Origin of the sequence: uncultured Veillonella sp., assembly GCF_905209685.1 — a bacterium.
In the GTDB taxonomy this organism is placed as follows: domain Bacteria; phylum Bacillota; class Negativicutes; order Veillonellales; family Veillonellaceae; genus Veillonella.
The window spans coordinates 1-2,455 of record NZ_CAJLUB010000181.1 but is presented as its reverse complement, the minus strand read 5'-3'; the positions used below and the strand labels follow the sequence as shown (position 1 = coordinate 2,455).

Below are 2,455 nucleotides of genomic sequence, written 5' to 3'. Positions count from 1 at the left end.
ATACATTTTTATCTTTTGGATATGTAAACGAATTAAGTACTTCAACTGTAGTATCCTTGTCCCTGCCATTTACAAACGAATACCAAGCATTAGATCTAACAGTTTCCTCATACCGTGAAATCGTAGCTTCATCACCATCTAATACTAAGCAACTATAATTTCCACCCAATCCTATTATCTCAGCAGAAGAAACCACTTTCAAACTCTCTGGTAAAGACTTAGGCGCTTGCAATTGAGATGGAATATAACCTGCTTTAGATGATGGCCATGTAGAGTGCCACCGTTGTATATCATAATGGGATAATCCTACAGCAGAAAACACTAAGGTAACAGCTAATGTAGGAAGCATACACAGAAAAAAGATAACATAAAAATATGATAAAAATCTTTTACGTACAGTTTTCTCACTATCAATAACTCTACATTTTTCAAGCAATAATACAATCGTGGCGATTAATAAAATCAGATAGTACACCCCAGAATACGAGATATAATCTGAGAAGAAAAATGTTAATACCCAAAGAATTATAAAAAACCATATACTCTTTTTATAAGGATTAGAAAAAAACAATTTCTTCAAGTAAATTAAACACTGTTGCATTTACGATCTCCACAACAATACCTACTCAAATTACTTAGATTGATAAAACACAGCCCGTGTCCCATCATTACTAATTAACAATTCCACAAAATGAGGTCTTTTAGTATTCCCATCATCTACAAACACATATAATCTATGATTTCGAGTAGAATTATATGTATCCTTGACTACTGTTTTTGTTTCTTTTCGAGGTGCAAAGCGTAGCCACTCAATAAAAGTCCGTTCTGGCAAATTGAGGGATTCTTCTTCTATACTCTCTACAATATTATAGCTATTAGGGTGAGATATAAAACGCTTTTTCTCCCCAGTATCTAAATCACGCAATACACCATCCGCATCAATTTGCGCTGTATAGGCTGCATTTTGCTTTGCTATTGCCTCATATTGTGCAATTACTTTAGGGTCCCCCTCAAGTACAGTATATCTCTCTGGATATGCATTAGCCCAAGCTAAACTACTACGAAAAGCAGACGCTCTATAAATACCGTCGGGAAGTTTTCCTGGTCGTTTTAACCCCTCTGGTAGTTCTCCACTATTAGGCCACCCTTGAGTCCAATCCATGGTACTATACTCGAAGGAATCAAATTGCTCAAGGCTTGTTTTTAAGTCGTACCTAAACCAATCGCTTACTAACCAAGAAAAGCTGAGGGTAAAGGCAATATACAAACACCAAGCCAACTGAGTGTGCCTTTTTTCAGATATGGACTGTTTCTTAAAACGCCTATATTGCAGTAACAAACTCAATACTATAGCTATACCAAAAACAATATATGTAATAGGCGCTATATTAAATAGCACTACCACAATTGCAAACAACACGCATAGCATAATCGTTAATAGGCCATAAAATCCTTCGAACAAAACTCTCTCCTATTATGACAACACTTAAAACATTTTCTTGTACAACGCTTCAATATCTTCACGGCTTATTTCAGCTACTGTATTAGCTATATTACCTGTAGCTACAACGTATACATTATCTACGAGCCATGGAATGTCTTTTTTCGTAAATCCTAATTCTGTAAGGTTTGTAGTAAGGTCTAGGTCATGTACGATTAGGCGTAATGCTTCGCCTAGTTCGGAACCATCTCCGTGGTTAAATATCCGAGCTAAGGCACCAAATTTATCAGGGTTTGCACTCCATGTATATTCCACCGCAACAGGTTCAATAATAGCAAGGCCTACACCATGGGTAATATCTTTAAGGCCACTGGCTGGATGTTCCATACCATGTGCTAATGTTACACCAGCTGTGTTAATAACCATGCCCCCAATTGTGCTAGCTAATGTAACGGACTCCCAAGCTTTTGTAAGCTGAGTTTCGTTGAGAACAGCTGGTTTGCCTTCCGCTGTTGCTTTCACATGTTTATATAGTGGTACAAGGTATTGTGCTAATAAGGTTACAGCATAATGAGCTAATGCATCGGTGAAAGGTTGTGCTGTTTTAGAGGTATAAGCCTCGATGTTGTGGCATAGTGCATCAAAGCCTACAGATGCCAATACATGAGGTGGCATTGTACCCATTACAGCAGGGTCTACAATAGAAACCTTTGGCACAATAGCATTGCAGCGTAAGGATTTCTTATCACCTGTTTCAGGATTAGTAAGAACACCAAAACCGTTGCCTTCAGAGCCGGTACCACAAGTCGTTGGAATAACAATAAGAGGCAATGCATTATCACTAACTTTACGGTTGAAAATATAGTCGTTAATATCGCCTTCATTCACCGCCATAAAGGCAATTCCTTTGGCACAGTCCATGATGGAACCACCGCCGATAGCAATAACCATATCACAGTTTTCAGATTTAGCTAACGCAGCGCCGTCTAAGGCAGTTGTGGTCAATGGATTGGC

At 38.2% G+C, this 2,455-nt stretch carries 3 protein-coding genes; all 3 read right to left on the bottom strand.

What is annotated here, in order from left to right:
- A partial coding sequence (locus QZ055_RS09155) for a hypothetical protein (RefSeq protein WP_295826419.1) occupies positions 1-601 on the bottom strand: 601 nt, incomplete at its 3' end.
- Positions 602-631: 30 nt separating this feature from the next.
- Positions 632-1,462, bottom strand: a complete 831-nt coding sequence (locus QZ055_RS09150) for a hypothetical protein (protein WP_295826416.1) — start codon at positions 1,460-1,462, stop codon at positions 632-634.
- A 24-nt stretch (positions 1,463-1,486) separates the two neighbouring features.
- On the bottom strand, positions 1,487-2,455 hold a 969-nt coding region (locus tag QZ055_RS09145; RefSeq protein ID WP_295826414.1), incomplete at its 5' end, for an iron-containing alcohol dehydrogenase.